The following is a 13458-nucleotide window of genomic DNA, read 5'->3' as shown; positions in this document are numbered from 1 at the left end:
CGGCGGCAGGCGTTTTCATGCCTGGGATGCTCGCGGATCAGGCGCCTGCCGCCGCCAGCGTGTTGCGCCGCCCTATCCAGCGGGTGATCGCCGGGCGGACCAGAAGCGCCATGATGTCTATCACCGCATGGATCAGCATCACGCGCAACAGCGAGCCGTGCGACAGGTATATGAGCGTCAAACCGCCGCCCACCAGCATCGTCCCCAGCACGCCCTTCCATCCCTGATAGGCGTGAGCCAGCCCGAAACAGACGCCGGCGACGCCAAAGGCGATCCACAGCGAGCCGGTCAGGTGGAACAGGAACAGCGGCAGCGCCAGGCGGAAGAACAGTTCTTCCGAGAAGCCCGCGTTGAGGCTCAGCACCGTCACGATCATCGCTTCACGCCGATTGCGCGGCAGCAGCGCGTCCGCCGGACCGGCGACGGGCTTCAGCATCTTTCGGATCCGGCGCCATTGCACGAACAGCAGCACGGCCAAGCCGATGGCGAAGCCAATCGCCATGCCCGCCATGGACTCGGCCGATCCGTCGTGCTGCGGGCTGCGCAGGGCCTGATGCGCCTGTTCGAACGCGCTCGGAAAGGTGTTGAAAGGCGACAGTCCATCGACGAGCCACAGGCTGATCAGGCTGGCGCCCACCAGGATGGCGAAGCTCTGCGCGATCCAGCGCCAGTACACCCGCTGGCGATCCCCGCTGCAGGTCAGCGCCTGAAAGCGGCGATACGCCTCGGCGTCGCGCCGCACCCACCACGCCATTCCGGCCAACATGCCGAGCAACCAAAGCCCCTGGATCATCATGTCTCCCTCCCTGGCGACTTGCCGATGTGGAAAATGAATGTCGCTTTCCATCCCGTCAAGTCGAAAGTTGCTGATGTGGAAAGTGATGGTCGGGGAAGCCAATCGGTCCGGCTCTGACCGGCTTGGAACGACGATGAAGCAGGCGGCGGGTCGCGTCCGCATCTGCGTCGCCGCACCTTTGCAGTTGCGCAGGCGGCAGAAGTCCCATGAAGTGCCTCATCTGATTCCAAGAGGTCACCCATGCTGCGTCTGCTTGCCTCCGCGTCCGTCGCCGCTGTTCTTCTGAGCACGCCCGCCATCGCCCAATCGGTGGACCGCGCCGCGATCAACGGCATCATCGACCAGGGGCTGAACCACAGCGAGGTGATGGAGACGGCCGCGCATCTGACCGACCGGATCGGCGGGCGCATGACCAACTCGCCGCAGATGCGCGAAGCGGAACAGTGGACGCAGAAGCGTTTCCGCGACTGGGGCCTCAGCGACGTCCGCGCCGAGGGCTTCGAGTTCGGCCGGGGCTGGTCCATCGTTCGTTCGAGCGCGCGCATGACCAGTCCGCGCCCGATCGACCTGCGCGCCATTCCGGTCGCGTGGACCCCGTCCACCAACGGCGTGATCAGCGGCGGCGTGGTGGTGGCGCCCATCACCGAGGTCGAGGACTTCGCCGAGTGGCAGGGCAAGCTGGCCGGCAAGATCGTCATGCTGTCGCGGCCCGGTACGGGATCGGAGCCCACCGAGCCGGCCTTCCGCCGCTGGACCAGCGCCGAGCTGGCCGAGCGCAACACCTATGTTCAACCGCAGTTTTCGCCGACCGCCATCGAGCGCCAGCTGAAGACGGTGAACTTCGCCGCCGAGCTGGACGCCTTTCTGACGCAGGAAGGCGCGCTGGCCTGGGTGCGCATCTCGCAACGCGATGGCGGCCTGCTGCACGGCACCGGCTACACCTATCAGGTCGGCGCCACGCCCAAGTTGCCCGGCATGGAGCTGGCGGCCGAGGACTACCGCCGCCTGGCGCGTCTGGCCTTGACCGACACGCCGCCGACGCTGGAGCTGAACAGCGAGGTCCAGTTCCACGACGAGGACGTGAACGCCTACAACATTCTGGCCGACATCCCGGGCACAGCGCGCGGGACCGAATACGTCATGGCCGGCGCTCACCTGGACAGCTGGGTCGCCTCGGACGGCGCCGTGGACAATGCGGCCGGAAGCGCCGTGGTCATGGAGGCCGCGCGCATTCTGAAGACGCTTGGCGTGCGGCCCAAGCGCACCATCCGCTTCGCTTTATGGAACGGCGAGGAGCAGGGGATCCTTGGCTCCCTGGCCTATGTGGACCGGCACCTGGCGACACGCGCGCCGTCGAACGACCCGGCGATGGCGAGCCTGCCCAACAACCGCACCTGGCGCAGCCGCTGGCCCATCGAGCCACGCGCCGGCTACGGCGACCTTGTCGCCTACTTCAACCTGGACAACGGCTCGGGCAAAATTCGCGGCATCAACGCCGAGGGCAATGTGGCCGCCGCGCCGATCTTCCAGGAGTGGCTGGCGCCCTTCGCCAGCATGGGGGCGACCACCGTGTCGCTGCGCCCCTCCGGCGGCACCGACCACGTCTATATGCAGACGGTCGGCGTGCCGGGGTACCAGTTCATTCAGGACCCGCTCGATTATTCTAGCCGCCTGCACCACACCAGCATCGACAGCTACGACCACCTGAAGCCCGAGGACCTGCGTCAGGCGGCGATCATTCTCGCCAGCTTCCTGCTGAACGCCGCCAACCGCGACGAGCCCCTGCCGCGCATGCCGCTGCCGACGCAACCCTCGCCGAGCGATCCGTTCGAGTATCCGTCCGAGGACTGAGCGGCCGCCTCAGCCGAGCCTTGCGCCGCACGCATTCCCCGCGCTTTACCGGGGCATGGCCAAGCGACCCTCGACGGCAAGAAAGACGGTATCGGCGGAGAACCTGGCGGGGCTGGGCGCCGAAAGGCTCGCAGCCCTGCTGCTTGAGGCGGCCTCGGCCGACGCCAACCTCAAGCGGCGGATGCGGATGGAGCTGGCGGCCGAAGTCGGCCCCGCCGACCTGGCGCTCGAGATCGACAAGCGGCTGAATGCGCTGGCGACCAGCAAGACGCGGGTGTCGTGGCGCAAAAGGCCGGCGCTGCTGTCGGACCTGAAGGCGCTGCGTCGGATCATTGTCGAGCGGCTCGCCGGGCTGGATGCCAGGCTCGGACTGGATCGGCTGGTCGCCTGGTTCGACCTGTATCCCCGTCTCAGCGCGCGGCTCAGCGACGCCAAGGGCGAACTGCCGCTGCTGTTCGAGGCCGCCACGGCCGACCTGGTTTCGGTAGCCAATGCCGCTGGCGTGGATGTCGCAGCGCCGGTCTTCGTCGAGGCGCTGTCGATGCGGCTGACATCGTGGGCGTCCTGGATCGGCCAAGCGGCGCAAGACCTTGAGCCTGAACTGGCGAGGCGGTTGATCGTCGAGCTCATGGAAAATCGGCCGCCGCCCACGGGCCGTCTGGCGCTGGTGCTGCGCAGGCTGGCGAACCGCATCGGCGATCTTGACGCCTGGATTCAGACTTATTCGCCCGAGGATCTGCACAAGCCGGAGGTCACGACGGAGATGGCTCGCCGGCTGGGCCTGGCCGGTCGTGCGGAGGAGGGGCGGGCGGCGCTGGAGGCGAGCCGGATCGCCGGAATGCAGTCGCCTCTGCGTCAAGGTCGCGCGTCCTCCGCGCCGGCCGTGGAAACCTGGCTGGCGGCGGAGATCGCGGTGCTCGAAGCCGAAAACCGCCAGGAAGAGGCGCGGGAGGCGAGATGGCGGCTATTCGAACGCACCCTGTCTGCGGACACGCTGCGCGCCCTGCTCGCCGGCCTGCCGGACTTCGATGACGTGGTCGCCCTTGACCGCGCTTTCGAGGCGGCGGCCGCGCATTCGGACGCGATGAAGGCGCTGGCGTTCCTGATGAACTGGCCCGCGCTGCGAGAGGCGGGCGCCTTGATCGTTGCGCGCGCTGACGAGCTTCGCGGGGCGCACGAGAATGTGCCGCTTTGGGCCTCGCGGCTGGCGGCGCGACAGCCGCAGGCGGCGCTGTTGCTTCTGCGCGCCCGCGCCCGAGCGTTGGTGAACCTGGGCGTCGGTCTTGCGGAGGAGGAGGTCGCCGGTCTGATCGCCGAGGCGGAAGCCCTGGCGTCAGGTCTCGATAGCGAAGCGACGGATCACCAGAGCTTTCTGGGCGAGCTTCGCGGCCTCGCCGCTGCGGGCGGCCGCCGGATCAGGCGCTGATCCGGCTCCATGGCCCGGTGATCGCGTATGTCACGCCCGGGTTCTGGATGTTGACGAACAGGGTGCGGCCGTCCGGCGAGAAGACCGCCCCACAGAACTCGCTGTTCCCTTCCATGACGTTGCGGGCGATGGTGTAGAGGCGGCCCTGCGCGTCGACGCCCTTCACGTGGTTGCGGATGGTCGGCGAATAGTTGTCCTCGCAGACCACCAGGTGACCCCAAGGCGCGACCGTCAGGTTGTCGCCCATGTTCAGCGCCTTTTCGTCGGTGCTTTCCACGAACAGCTGGACGCGGCCGCTGTCGGCGCCGGAGGGCTGATAGCGCAGGATCTGGCCGCGCTCGATCGGGCCGCCCGATGTGGCGGTCAGGTACAGTTCGCCGTCGCCCCAGAAGACGCCTTCGCCGCGCGCGACCAGGGCCGCGCCGGCCGCATGGCCGCGCATCCGCAGGTCGTCGTTGGGGCTGTGGACGTCGTCCATGTCGATCCATTCGACCTCGCGCCAGTCGCCGACCGACCACAGCCGCTGCGTCTTGTTGGAGGTGTCGGCCGACGGCGCGTCCTTCAGCGCCATGGCCTGCAGCCGCCCGCCCTCGACCAGCTTGTCGGGCGTGTTCGGGATAAAGCGATAGAACAGCCCGTCGCCCCGGTCCTCGGTGAGATAAACGACGCCCGTCCCCGGATCGACGCAGACCGCTTCGTGGTCGAAGCGGCCCATGGCCGTCAGCGGCACGGGCTGGACCAGGCCGGTCTCGCGCGCCGGCACCTCGAACACCCAGCCGTGCGCCTGAGACACCTCGGCTGTCTCCGGCCGATCCTCGGTCTCTTCGCAGCTCAGCCAAGAGCCCCAGGGCGTATGGCCGCCGCAGCAGTTGGTGCTGGTGCCGATCAGGCTGAGGTGCTGGCGCTCCACCAGGCCGGTCTCGGTGTCATAGATGACCGTGGTCGTGCCGCCCGGGACGATGCGCCCGTCCTTGGTCGTGCCATAGGCCCGTGCGGGATCGATCCGCTCCAGCCGGGTCGCGTCGTCCGCCCAGGCCGTGCGCGTCCAGTGCGACGCCGACGACGGCTTCAGTTCGTGGTTGCGAACCAAGGCGACTTTTGAGCCGTCCAGCGGAAAGCAGCCCATGCCGTCGAACTGCCCCGGAACCAGCAGGCCGTCGTCCATCACCTCGCCCGCGCGCGACAGCACGCGGTAGGAGAAGCCCTCGGGCAGATCGAGCATGCCCGCCGGATCGGCCTTCAGCGGCCCATAGCCGGCGACCTCGTTGACATAGGTCTCCTGCGCCGCCGCCATGGCATGTCGCCCAAGACCCGAAAAGGCCAGCGCCGCCGCGCCGCTCGCCATCAGGCTTCGTCTGTTCAGGGACATGAGACAACTCCGACCGAAACTCGCCGCCCTTGTTCCGGCCGTTCATGACGCCTGTGTGAGGGTTTCGCGAAGCTTCCCGCCACGGCGGCGAGGCGTCAGGGGGCGCAGCGTTGATTGCCGTGAAACCAATCGCGTCGCGGCGGATTGGGTCGAGAACCAAAGCTCAGCATTTCAGAAGGGACGACGGCATGACCGCAGCAGTGAACAGGGGGCGACCTCTGCATCCGCTACACGCCATTCTCCTGGCCTTCCTGGTTTCGCTGTTCACCTGCGCACTGATCTCCGACATCGCCTATCTGCGCTCGGCCGAGATCCAGTGGTCCAACTTTTCGGCCTGGCTGATCACCGGCGGGCTGGTCTTTGGCGGCTTCTTCGGCCTGTGGGCGATCATCGATCTGGCGTTGTCCTTCCGCCACGGCCGTCCGACCCGCAAGCTGACCTATGTGATCCTTCTGGCCGTGGCCTGGTTCCTGGGCCTGGCCAACGCCTTCCACCACAGCCGTGACGCCTGGAGTTCGGTGGGAACCGGCGGGCTGCTGCTGTCGATCCTCTCGACGGTCCTCGCGCTGGCCGGCGCCTGGATCGCCTTTTCCAGTTCCAAGGTGCGGGAGATCGCCTGATGATCAAGTCCCTTCTCGGTGCGACCGCGATCCTGCTGGCTCTGTCCGCCTGCGGCCGGCCCAGCGATCCCAACCTGAACCAGACCGGCCCAGGTCCAGATCTGCCGGGGCAGAACGAGACGCTGGTGCCGCCGATGAAGATCGCGACGCCTGCCGGCTGGGACGGTCAGGCGCCGACGGCGCCCGCCGGCTTCACCGTCACGGCCATGGCCACGGACCTCGCCATTCCACGCCAGATGCTGGTGCTGCCGAACGGCGACATCCTGGTCGCGGAAGGCATGGGCGGCCACGCCCCCAAGCTTCGGCCCAAGGACTTCATCGCCGGCGTCATCAAGGCCAGGGGCAAGAGCAGCGTGAAGCCGGGCAACCGCATTACCCTGCTGCGCGATGCGAACAATGACGGCAGGCCCGAGGTCCGCACCACCTTTATCGGCGATCTGGACGCGCCCTACGGCCTCGCCTTTGTGGATGGAGCGGTCTACGTCGCTGAACAGGGCGCCCTGTTGCGCTTCCCCTACCAGGAAGGTCAGACGCAGATCACCACGCCGGGGCAGGAGGTCACCAAGCTCCCGTCCGAGATCAACCACCACTGGACCAAGTCGCTGACCGCCAGCGCGGACGGCAGCCGCCTCTATGTCGGCATCGGCTCCAACAGCAATGTCGGCGAGCGCGGCATGGCGGTGGAGCAGGATCGCGCCGTGATCTGGGAAATCGACCGCCAGACCGGGGCGCACCGCACCCTGGTGACCGGCATCCGCAATCCCACCGCCCTGGCGATAGAGCCGACCACCAGCACGCTGTGGGCCGTGGTCAACGAGCGTGACGAACTGGGTCCGCAACTGGTGCCCGACTATCTGACGGCGGTCCGGCCCGGCGCCTTCTACGGCTGGCCCTACAGCTACTACGGCCAGAACGTCGATCCGCGCGCCCGTCCTCAGAACCCCGACATGGTGGCTCGCGCCGTCGCGCCGGACTATGCGTTGGGATCGCACGTCGCCGCGTTGGGCCTCAGCTTCGCACGCGAGGGCGGTTTCGGCGGCCGCTTTGCCGAAGGCGCCTTCATCGGCGAGCACGGCAGTTGGAACCGGCAGGACCTGTCCGGCTACAAGGTCACCTGGGTGCCCTTCACCAACGGCCGCCCATCAGGCGAGCCGGTCGATTTCCTGACCGGCTTCATCCAGGGCGACCAGACGAGGGGCCGCCCTGTCGGCGTGGCGTTCGACCCCCGCACTCGCGTGCTTCTGGTCGCCGACGATGTATCCAACACCATCTGGCGCGTGGCGCCGACCCGATAAAGTCATATAATATCTTCTCCGAGTGCGCGTGACCGCCTATAGCGGTCGGGCGACCTTTTGGCTGGCTTTACCGCCATCTGGACAGGTCGTCCCTTTCGCGTCGGGAGCGTTCTTCATGATCTTGGTCGGCAACCTGCTCGTGGGCGGCTCGGACGTGCGAGGCTCGAACGGCGAGATCAGGGCTGTCGACCCCTCCACAGGCGAGACGCTGGAGCCCGTCTTCGGCGGTGCGTCGTTGGCGGATCTGGACAGGGCCTGCGACTCGGCCGACTCGGCGTTCGACGCCTACCGGCTGGCGCCGCTGGAGACCCGCGCACGCTTTCTGGAGCGAATCGCCGACAACATCATGGGCCTGGGCGACGCCCTGATCGCGCGCGCCATGCGGGAAAGCGGTCTGCCGCGCGCGCGTCTAGAAGGAGAGCGCGGGCGGACCTGCGGACAACTGCGCCTGTTCGCGTCGGTTGTGCGTGACGGCGCCTTCCTCGGCGCGCGCATCGATCCGGCCATGCCGGACCGCCAGCCCCTGCCGCGCGTCGATCTGCGGCTCCAGCATGTGCCGCTGGGTCCGGTTGCGGTTTTCGGCGCCTCGAACTTCCCCTTGGCCTTCTCGGTCGCGGGCGGCGATGCCGCCTCGGCCCTGGCGGCCGGCTGTCCGGTGATCGCCAAGGCGCATTCGGCCCATCCGGGCGTGTCCGAGATGGTCGGTCGCGCGGTGCAGGAGGCCGTGACCGAGTGCGGCCTGCCCGAAGGCGTCTTCTCCATGCTGTTCGACGCCGGCCTGGACATCGGCCAGGGGCTGGTGGCCGATCGCCGCATCAAGGCGGTGGGCTTCACCGGATCCCGCGCCGGCGGCACGGCCCTGATGCGGATCGCCCATGCGCGCGCCGAGCCGATCCCGGTCTATGCGGAAATGAGCTCAATCAACCCGGTGATCCTGTTCCCGCACGCCCTGGCCGCCAGGCCGGAGGCGACGGCCCAGGCCTTTGTCGCCTCCTTGTCGCTCGGTGCTGGACAGTTCTGCACCAATCCTGGCCTCGTGCTCGCGGTCGATGGTCCCGAGCTGGACGCGTTTGTCGAGGCGGCGGCATCCGCGCTGTCGGCCATGCCGGCCGCGGTGATGCTGACGCCCGGCATCCACAAGGCCTATCAGGCCGGCGTCGCCGCCATCGCCTCGCACGAGGCGGTGCGTACCGTCGCGCGCGGCGGCGAACCTGATGGACCCGGGGCGCGAGGTCAGGCGGCGCTGTTCGAGACCTCTGGCGACGCCTTTATCGACAATCCGGAGTTGCAGGATGAAATCTTCGGCGCGGCCTCGCTCGTGGTCCGCTGTCGCGATTTCCACCAGGTGCGCGCCATCCTGGAGGCGATGGAGGGCCAGCTTACCGCCGCCATCCACATTGTCGAGGCTGATCACGCCGAAGCGCGCGCCGTTCTGCCGGTGCTGGAGCGCAAGGTCGGCCGCATCCTCGTCAACGGCTTTGGCACAGGGGTCGAGGTCGCCCACGCCATGGTCCACGGAGGCCCTTATCCGTCCACCTCGGATGGTCGATCGACGTCGGTCGGCAGCCTGGCGATCACGCGCTTCCTGCGTCCGGTAAGCTATCAGGACCTGCCGCAGGAGCTGCTGCCCGAGGTGCTGCGGGACGCCAATCCGCTGCAGGTTCCCCGTTTGATCGACGGCGCCCCCGCTTCAAGCGTTGATCGTGCGGGCCAGGAGCAGCGTGCGTGACGTCGCTTGCCGACCTGCTGCCCGCGGACTGGCGGCGTGCGCGCCTGCTGGGCCGCATCCTAACCGACGAGGGCCCATCGCCCGTGCTGGTGAAAGACGGGCGGCTGATCGACATTTCCCGCCGCGCCTGCACGACATCGCAGGCGCTCGATCTTTCCAGTCCGGCCGACACGGACGGCTCGGATTTGGGCGCCGTGGAGACCATCTCGGCGGCTTCGGCGTGGGACGGGGGCGGACTGAAGCTGCTCTCGCCGCTGGACCTGCAATGCATCAAGGCGTCGGGCGTCACCTTCGCCGTCTCGGCGTTGGAACGCGTCATCGAGGAACGCGCTCGGGGTGACGCCGGTGTCGCCAACACCATTCGCCAAGGCTTGAAGCACCGGATCGGCGGCGAACTGGCCACGCTGGTCCCGGGCTCCGAAGCCGCAGAGCGGGTCAAGGCCGCCCTGATCGCCGACGGGCTGTGGTCGCAGTATCTCGAGGTCGCCATCGGCCCCTATGCGGAGATCTTCACAAAGGCGCCGGTGCTGGCCTCGGTCGGCTGGGGCGCCATGGTGGGCGTCCGCGCGGACTCGGCCTGGAACAATCCAGAGCCGGAAGTGGTGGTGATCTGCGACGGCGCCGGACGCCCGGTCGGCGCGACGCTCGGCAACGACGTCAATCTGCGCGATATCGAGGGGCGTTCGGCGCTTCTGCTCGGCAAGGCCAAGGACAACACGGCCTCGGCCGCCGTGGGCCCGTTCATCCGCCTGTTCGATGACGACTTCGGCATGGACGATGTGCGTCGTGCCACGGTGCGCCTGGACGTTGAGGGCCAGGACGGCTTCGTCCTCCACGGCGAAAGCTCCATGACGCTGATCAGCCGCGATCCCGAGGATCTGGTCGCCCAGACGCTGAGCGCGCACCAGTATCCGGACGGCTTTGCACTTTATCTCGGCACCATGTTCGCGCCGATCGAGGATCGCGACGCGCCGGGCAAGGGGTTCACCCACAAGATCGGCGACCGGGTGCGGGTGTCGACCGCGCGGCTGGGCGTTCTGGAGAATGTGGTCGGGACCTGCGACCAGGCGCCGCCGTGGACGATGGGCGTGGGCGAACTGATGCGCAATCTCGCCGCGCGCGGACTGCTGGAAGCGACACAATGACCACCGCCATCTATCCGTCGCTGAGGGATCGCCTGGTGATCGTCACCGGCGGCGGCTCCGGCATCGGCGCCGGCCTCGTGGAGGGCTTCGCACGACAGGGCGCGCGCGTCGTCTTTCTTGATGTGGCGGAGACGGACGCCCGGGCCTTGGAAGCGTCGCTGTCGGAGCTTTCGCCGTCGCCCGAGTTCCTGCGCTGCGACCTGACGCGGCTGGATGAGTTGCAGGCCGTCTTGCACGATATCGTGGCCCGGCACGGCGCGGTGGACGTTCTGATCAACAACGCCGCCAATGACGACCGGCACACGATGACGGAGATCACCCCCGCCTATTGGGACGACCGCGTGGCGGTGAACCTGCGCCATCTTTACTTCGCCACTCAAGCAGTCGCACCCGGCATGCGCGAGCGGGGCCGGGGGGTGGTGCTGAACCTCGGCTCGATCTCCTGGCATCTGGGACTGCCCGACCTGTCGCTTTACGAGACGGCCAAGGCCGGCATCGAGGGCATGACGCGGGCCCTGGCGCGCGAGCTGGGCGGCGACGGCGTGCGCGTCTGCTGCATCGTGCCCGGCAATGTCCAGACCCCGCGTCAGATGAAGTGGTACACGCCCGAAGGCGAGGCCGAGATCGTCGCGGCGCAATGCCTGAAGGGCCGTCTGCAGCCCGGCGACGTCGCCGCCCTGGCTCTGTTCCTGGCGTCGGACGACGCCCGCCTGATCACCGGGCATGAGTATTTCGTGGACGCCGGCTGGCGCTGAGGCCAAGCTTCAACAGGGTCCGCGATCAACGATGGACCGATCGGGAGAGGACAACATCCATGGCAGGACCGACGGGGGGCTCCGGCCCCGACATCGCGGGCGGGGACCGCGTCAACATGGCCTTTATCGCCCTGATCGTGGCCGTGGCCACCATCGGCGGCTTCATGTTCGGCTACGACTCCGGCGTCATCAACGGGACGCAGGACGGGATCGAGGCGGCCTTCAACCTCGAGGCGCTAGGCGTCGGCTTCAACGTTGGCGCGATCCTGCTGGGCTGCGCGGCGGGCGCCTTTATCGCCGGGCGGCTTGCGGATGCAATCGGCCGCAAGACGGTGATGCTGATCGCCGCCGTCCTGTTTATCCTCAGCGCGCTGGGCGCCGGCCTCGCCGACACCTCGGCCCATTTCATCATCGCCCGCTTCATCGGTGGTCTGGGCGTGGGCGCGGCCTCGGTGCTGGCGCCGGCCTATATCTCGGAGGTGACGCCCGCCTCGATCCGCGGCCGCTTGTCCAGCGTCCAGCAGATCATGATCATCACCGGCCTGACCGGGGCGTTCGTCGCCAACTATGCGCTGGCGGCCACCGCCGGCGGCTCGACGGCGGACTTTTGGATGGGCTTTCCCGCCTGGCGCTGGATGTTCTGGCTTCAGGTGATCCCGGCCGCCATCTATCTGCTGGCGCTGCTGCTGATCCCGGAGAGCCCGCGCTTTCTGGTGGTGAAGCGCCGCGAGGCCGAAGCGCAGGCGGTGCTGACCAAGCTGTTCGGCCCCGAAGCCGGCGCGCGCAAGGTCGCCGAAATCCGCGCCTCCCTCGCCGCTGACCACAAACCCAAATTCTCTGACCTGCTGGATCCGGCCACCCGCAAGGTGCGCCCCATCGTCTGGGCCGGCCTGATCCTGGCGGTGTTCCAGCAGCTGGTGGGCATCAACATCGTCTTCTACTACGGCGCGGTGCTGTGGCAGTCGGTCGGCTTTTCCGAGAACGATGCGCTGCAGATCAACATCCTGTCGGGCGTGCTGTCGATCGCCGCCTGCCTGGCCGCCATCGCCGTGATCGACAAGATCGGCCGAAAGCCGCTGCTGCTGATCGGTTCGGCCGGCATGTTCGTCACGCTCGGGATCGTCGCCTGGTGCTTTTCCAAGGCCGCGCTGGTGGATGGCTCGCTGCAGCTGGACGATCAGACGGGCCTCACCGCCCTGATCGCGGCCAACGCCTATGTGGTCTTCTTCAACTTCAGCTGGGGGCCGGTGATGTGGGTCATGCTGGGCGAGATGTTCCCCAACCAGATGCGCGGCTCGGCCCTGGCGGTGGCGGGCCTGGCGCAGTGGCTGGCCAACTTCGCCATCTCGGTCAGCTTTCCCTGGACGGCGGCGACGCTGGGCCTGGTCGTGACCTATGGCTTCTACGCCGTCAGCGCCCTGATCTCGTTCTTCCTGGTCCAGGCCTGGGTCAGGGAAACGCGCGGCCGCGAACTGGAAGACATGACGGGCTGAGACCATGACAGACGAGCCGGAACTGGTCTGGGACCTGCGGGCGGAACTGGGGGAGGGGCCGGTCTGGGACGAGGCGCGCCGCTGCATCTGGTTCGTCGACATCAAGGGGCGCCGGCTGCATCGCTATGGCCATGATGACGGCGCGACCGCCTCCTGGGACGCGCCCGACCAGATCGGCTTCGCTCTGCCGGCCGAGGATGGCTCGCTGATCTGCGGGGTTCGCGGCGGCCTGCACCGGTTTGATCCGGATGCGGGTGTCTTCACCCTGATCCAGCGGGTCGAGGCGGACCGGCCACAGAACCGGCTGAACGACGGGTTCGTCTCGCCCGACGGCGCGCTGTGGTTCGGGTCCATGGACGACTCGGAAGAGCAGCAGACCGGCGCCCTCTATCGGTGGTTCCGGGGCGGGCTGGAGCGTAAGGACGACGGCTATGGCGTCACCAACGGGCCGGCGCTCAGCCCCGACGGGCGCACGCTCTATCACCACGATACGCTTCAGCGCACGGTCCTCGCTTTCCACCATGACAACGGCCAACTGTCGAACCGTCGGGTGTTCGCGCGCACCGAGGACGGCTTCGCCGACGGTCCCTGCGTCGATGCGGACGGCGTGCTGCACGTCGGGCTGTTCAACGGCTGGGGCGTCGCGCGGTTTTCGCCTCAAGGCGAGAGGATCGGCACGATCCGCCTGCCGGTCCAGACGGTGACCAAGGCGGCCTTCGCCGGCGACGATCTGCGCGATCTCTATTGCACCACCGCCTGGCTGGGGAACGCCGACAAGCGGGAGGCGCAGCCTGCGCTGGGAGGCCTGTTCCGCCTTCGCGCCGATACGCCCGGTCTTCGGCCCACGCGGGTAAAGCTCTAGGCCACAGGCGGCATACGCGCCTGCATCTCGAACGACTTTGATGCGGCGCTGGCCGCCAAGCTCCGGTATAGCGGACGCCCGATCGAAGCCCGCCGAGAGGAGACACTGTTGCGTTCC

General features: G+C 68.0%; 11 protein-coding genes. 9 read left to right on the top strand and 2 right to left on the bottom strand.

Going from position 1 to position 13458, the window contains the following annotated elements; all coding sequences use genetic code 11:
- Window positions 1–37 precede the first annotated feature (37 nt).
- Window positions 38–796 (bottom strand): CPBP family intramembrane glutamic endopeptidase, encoded by a 759-nt coding sequence (locus tag KY493_RS08655; protein WP_219895969.1) that lies wholly within the window; start codon window positions 794–796, stop codon window positions 38–40.
- A 240-nt stretch (window positions 797–1036) separates the two neighbouring features.
- Between KY493_RS08655 and KY493_RS08650 the strand changes: the two genes are divergently transcribed.
- Together KY493_RS08650 and KY493_RS08645 are read left to right on the top strand one after the other, a co-directional pair.
- A complete protein-coding gene (locus KY493_RS08650) occupies window positions 1037–2647 on the top strand; it encodes a M20/M25/M40 family metallo-hydrolase (RefSeq protein WP_219895968.1) in 1611 nt (536 codons plus the stop codon).
- Between the two features lie 55 nt (window positions 2648–2702).
- Complete coding sequence (locus KY493_RS08645) at window positions 2703–4073, top strand: DUF6880 family protein (protein ID WP_219895967.1); 1371 nt, start codon at window positions 2703–2705, stop codon at window positions 4071–4073.
- On the opposite strand, the gene KY493_RS08640 is transcribed toward KY493_RS08645, so the two are convergent.
- Window positions 4063–5442 carry an alkaline phosphatase PhoX gene (locus KY493_RS08640; protein WP_219895966.1) on the bottom strand — a complete coding sequence of 460 codons (1380 nt, stop codon included), beginning with the start codon at window positions 5440–5442 and terminating at the stop codon, window positions 4063–4065. The genes KY493_RS08645 and KY493_RS08640 overlap by 11 nt on opposite strands.
- Before the next feature lie 188 nt (window positions 5443–5630).
- Here KY493_RS08640 and KY493_RS08635 point away from each other — a divergent pair, with 188 nt between their 5' ends.
- The 7 genes from KY493_RS08635 (at window position 5631) to KY493_RS08605 (ending at window position 13341) form a co-directional block, all read left to right on the top strand.
- Complete coding sequence (locus KY493_RS08635; protein WP_219895965.1) at window positions 5631–6062, top strand: DUF2231 domain-containing protein; 432 nt, start codon at window positions 5631–5633, stop codon at window positions 6060–6062.
- The gene (locus KY493_RS08630) at window positions 6062–7357 is read left to right on the top strand and encodes a sorbosone dehydrogenase family protein (RefSeq protein ID WP_219895964.1); all 1296 of its coding nucleotides are present in this window, start codon (window positions 6062–6064) and stop codon (window positions 7355–7357) included. The genes KY493_RS08635 and KY493_RS08630 overlap by 1 nt, the downstream gene beginning before the upstream one ends.
- A gap of 115 nt (window positions 7358–7472) precedes the next feature.
- A complete protein-coding gene (locus KY493_RS08625; RefSeq protein WP_219895963.1) occupies window positions 7473–9086 on the top strand; it encodes an aldehyde dehydrogenase (NADP(+)) in 1614 nt (537 codons plus the stop codon).
- Window positions 9083–10231 carry a fumarylacetoacetate hydrolase family protein gene (locus KY493_RS08620; RefSeq protein WP_219895962.1) on the top strand — a complete coding sequence of 383 codons (1149 nt, stop codon included), beginning with the start codon at window positions 9083–9085 and terminating at the stop codon, window positions 10229–10231. Before KY493_RS08625 ends, KY493_RS08620 begins: the two co-directional genes overlap by 4 nt.
- A complete protein-coding gene (locus tag KY493_RS08615) occupies window positions 10228–10986 on the top strand; it encodes an SDR family NAD(P)-dependent oxidoreductase (RefSeq protein ID WP_219895961.1) in 759 nt (252 codons plus the stop codon). The genes KY493_RS08620 and KY493_RS08615 overlap by 4 nt, the downstream gene beginning before the upstream one ends.
- A gap of 59 nt (window positions 10987–11045) precedes the next feature.
- A complete protein-coding gene (locus KY493_RS08610) occupies window positions 11046–12479 on the top strand; it encodes a sugar porter family MFS transporter (protein WP_219895960.1) in 1434 nt (477 codons plus the stop codon).
- A 4-nt stretch (window positions 12480–12483) separates the two neighbouring features.
- Window positions 12484–13341, top strand: coding sequence for an SMP-30/gluconolactonase/LRE family protein (locus KY493_RS08605; RefSeq protein ID WP_219895959.1), 858 nt, complete (start codon window positions 12484–12486; stop codon window positions 13339–13341).
- Window positions 13342–13458: the final 117 nt, after the last annotated feature.

It is taken from the genome of Brevundimonas sp. PAMC22021, from assembly GCF_019443405.1.
Taxonomy (GTDB): Bacteria; Pseudomonadota; Alphaproteobacteria; order Caulobacterales; family Caulobacteraceae; genus Brevundimonas.
Note: the sequence above shows the minus strand (reverse complement) of the source record. Positions and strands in the feature narration are given on the sequence as shown.

What these genes read in the sequence shown, in the direction of transcription:
- KY493_RS08630 (WP_219895964.1), top strand. Translation starts at nt 6,062, where the DNA reads ATGATCAAGTCCCTTCTCGGTGCGACCGCGATCCTGCTGGCTCTGTCC.
- KY493_RS08625 (WP_219895963.1), top strand. Translation starts at nt 7,473, where the DNA reads ATGATCTTGGTCGGCAACCTGCTCGTGGGCGGCTCGGACGTGCGAGGC.
- KY493_RS08635 (WP_219895965.1), top strand. Translation starts at nt 5,631, where the DNA reads ATGACCGCAGCAGTGAACAGGGGGCGACCTCTGCATCCGCTACACGCC.
- KY493_RS08645 (WP_219895967.1), top strand. Translation starts at nt 2,703, where the DNA reads ATGGCCAAGCGACCCTCGACGGCAAGAAAGACGGTATCGGCGGAGAAC.
- KY493_RS08610 (WP_219895960.1), top strand. Translation starts at nt 11,046, where the DNA reads ATGGCAGGACCGACGGGGGGCTCCGGCCCCGACATCGCGGGCGGGGAC.
- KY493_RS08640 (WP_219895966.1), bottom strand. Translation starts at nt 5,442, where the DNA reads ATGTCCCTGAACAGACGAAGCCTGATGGCGAGCGGCGCGGCGGCGCTG.
- KY493_RS08655 (WP_219895969.1), bottom strand. Translation starts at nt 796, where the DNA reads ATGATGATCCAGGGGCTTTGGTTGCTCGGCATGTTGGCCGGAATGGCG.
- KY493_RS08605 (WP_219895959.1), top strand. Translation starts at nt 12,484, where the DNA reads ATGACAGACGAGCCGGAACTGGTCTGGGACCTGCGGGCGGAACTGGGG.
- KY493_RS08615 (WP_219895961.1), top strand. Translation starts at nt 10,228, where the DNA reads ATGACCACCGCCATCTATCCGTCGCTGAGGGATCGCCTGGTGATCGTC.
- KY493_RS08650 (WP_219895968.1), top strand. Translation starts at nt 1,037, where the DNA reads ATGCTGCGTCTGCTTGCCTCCGCGTCCGTCGCCGCTGTTCTTCTGAGC.